This window comes from Alicyclobacillus fructus (assembly GCF_017329605.1).
GTDB lineage: Bacteria > Bacillota > Bacilli > Alicyclobacillales > Alicyclobacillaceae > Alicyclobacillus > Alicyclobacillus fructus.
Window position 1 is genome coordinate 1 of record NZ_JAFMTY010000056.1, and the last position, 2,443, is coordinate 2,443.

At 59.6% G+C, this 2,443-nt stretch carries 2 protein-coding genes; both read left to right on the forward strand.

What is annotated here, in order from left to right; translation table 11 throughout:
* The first annotated feature begins 126 nt into the window (after window positions 1-126).
* Window positions 127-1,584: an IS21 family transposase gene (istA, locus tag J3481_RS14255; protein ID WP_236011754.1), complete on the forward strand. Its 1,458-nt coding sequence runs from the start codon at window positions 127-129 to the stop codon at window positions 1,582-1,584.
* Window positions 1,584-2,345 carry an IS21-like element helper ATPase IstB gene (istB, locus tag J3481_RS14260; protein ID WP_206832781.1) on the forward strand — a complete coding sequence of 254 codons (762 nt, stop codon included), beginning with the start codon at window positions 1,584-1,586 and terminating at the stop codon, window positions 2,343-2,345. Before istA ends, istB begins: the two co-directional genes overlap by 1 nt.
* The last annotated feature ends 98 nt before the right edge of the window (window positions 2,346-2,443 follow it).

The following is a 2,443-nucleotide window of genomic DNA, read 5'->3' on the forward strand; positions in this document are numbered from 1 at the left end:
AACGTAAAAGTTGACCACGTGGGGGTACATTGACAACCAAAAAGTTGACCACCCCGGCACCTCTTTCCTGTACCCTGGAGTTTGGCACGAACTCTGGGGGGACAGGAGGAAAGGAATGTGCTCGAGATGGTCGACAAGGAGTATATCAGAAAGCGGTACTATGTGGACGGGTGGTCGATACGTAAAATCAGCCGGCAATGCCAAGTGTCGCGACAAACAGTGCGCAAGATGCTGGCCGACGCTGATATCCCCAAGTATCGGTTGACCAAACCCCGCTCCCGCCCGGCTATGGAACGATGGATCCCCGTCATCGAGTCCTGGCTTAAGGAGGAGGAGAAGGCGGGAGCCCCCAAGAAACAGCGGTATGTGTCCTCAAGAATCTACGAGCGGCTGCAGGAGGAGTACGGCGAGGAGTTCACCGCGGCTGAATCCACCGTCCGGTACTGGGTAAGCAGGCTGAGAAAACGCAGGCAGGAGGCGTATATCCCACTTACTTCGGACGCCGGTGAGCTGGCGCAGGCCGACTTCGGGCGAGTCGTTGTGCAGATAAACGGCAAGAAGACGGAGGTCAGCCTGTTCGTCATGCGGCTGCGGTACAGCGGCGTCATCTTTGCCTGTGCCTTCTCTACGGAGAAGATTGAAGCGTTCCTCGAGGGTCACCGCCGCGCATTCGAATGGTTCGGTGGCGTGCCACACAGTGTTCGCTACGATAACCCCAAGACCGCGGTCACCAAGATCCTGGCCGGCCCCGCCCGCGAGGAACACGTACTGCTGTCCAACCTGCGTGCCCACTACCTGTTCGACAGCGAATTCTGCCGTCCCGGTGAACCACACGAGAAAGGCAGTGTCGAAAACGGCGTGGGTTACGTCCGCCGCCATACGTGTGTTCCCGTTCCTGACGTGGCCGACCTGGATGCCCTGAACGACCTGATTCTTCAGTGGTGCGAGAAAGAGCGTGGCAAACGGTGGTCCGCTTGGGAGCAAGAGCGGGCAGGGCTGCGTGCGCTGCCGGAGCGCCCTCACTGTTGCGCTACCACACGGCCCGTCACGGTGAACAAGCTGTGTCTCGTCAGCTTTGACCACAACCGCTACTCCGTCCCCAGCATATACGTGGGCAAGACGCTGCTGCTGAGGGTGTATGCCGAGCGGATTGAGGTGCTCGACAGGGAACGGGTGGTGGCCAGTCACCCCAGGAGCCACGAGCGTCAACAGACCATCATGGACCTCGGACACTATCTGCCGGTTTTGGCTTACAAACCACATGCCGCCACGCACGCGGCGGTCGTCCGGCAGTTACCGGAGGTGTACCAACGCATCCGGGTCCGGATGGCGAACAGCAGACCGGATGGATACAAGGACTTCGTAGCCATCCTCATGCTGCACCAGGTCTGGCGAGCGGAGGACATTCTGCGAGCGATTGAGGAAATTGGGCCGGATGTCGTCACAGCCGACCAGATCAAGCGGCATCTATTACGCACCTCACCGGAATCCGCGGGCATCGTGCCAGACAGTCTGCAAATGTATCGCCTCGCGCAGCCCAATCCGTCCAGATACGACGCACTGACGAAAGGGGTGGTCCACTGATGTCTGACGACGTACACGTGGCCATGGTGGAGATCTACTGCAAGGAGTTGAAGATGCCGGGCTTACGCAAGGCGTACGCGGCGCTGGCAAGGGAGGCGGGAGTGCACAACCACTCCCCCGTCCAGTACCTTGCCGCCTGCCTCGCCGAGGAGATTGAGTCGAGGAAGGCCAGTCGGCTGCAGGCCTACACCCAGCAGGCGCGGTTTCCTGCCCACAAGACCCTGCAGGAGTTCGATTTCACCGCGATTCCGACGCTGCAGAAGCAGCGGATTGTGCACCTAGCGGGAGGAGACTTCATTCGGGCCAAGGAAAACGTGATCTGCATGGGCGCTAGCGGAACTGGCAAGACGCACATTGCGACAGCCATCGGGCTGGCCGCCATCTCAGCGGGCTACAGAGTGCGGTTCATCACCGTCATGCAGCTGGTCCAGGAGCTCTTACAGGCAGAGTCAGAGTACCGACTGCCCAGATACCTTCGGACGTGGGACAAGTACGACCTGGTCTGCTTGGACGAGTTGGGGTATGTGTCCTTAACTCAAGGCGGGCCACTACTGTTCCAATTCTGTGCGGAGCGGTACGAGAAGGGCAGCATCCTCATCACGACGAACCTGGAGTTCGCGAAATGGACGGACGTGTTCCACGACGCGACGCTGACGACAGCACTCCTCGACCGACTCACCCACCACTCCCACATCCTGCTATTTGAAGGCGAATCCTACCGGTTCCGAGAGAGCCAAAGACGAGCCGCAGCCCAGCTGTGAGGGGCCTGTCGGGCCTCCGCCAGGCACCAGACTCACTACGCCAGGGGTGGTCAACTTTTCGATTAGCAAAGTGGTCAACTTTTCGCTTGACAAACACA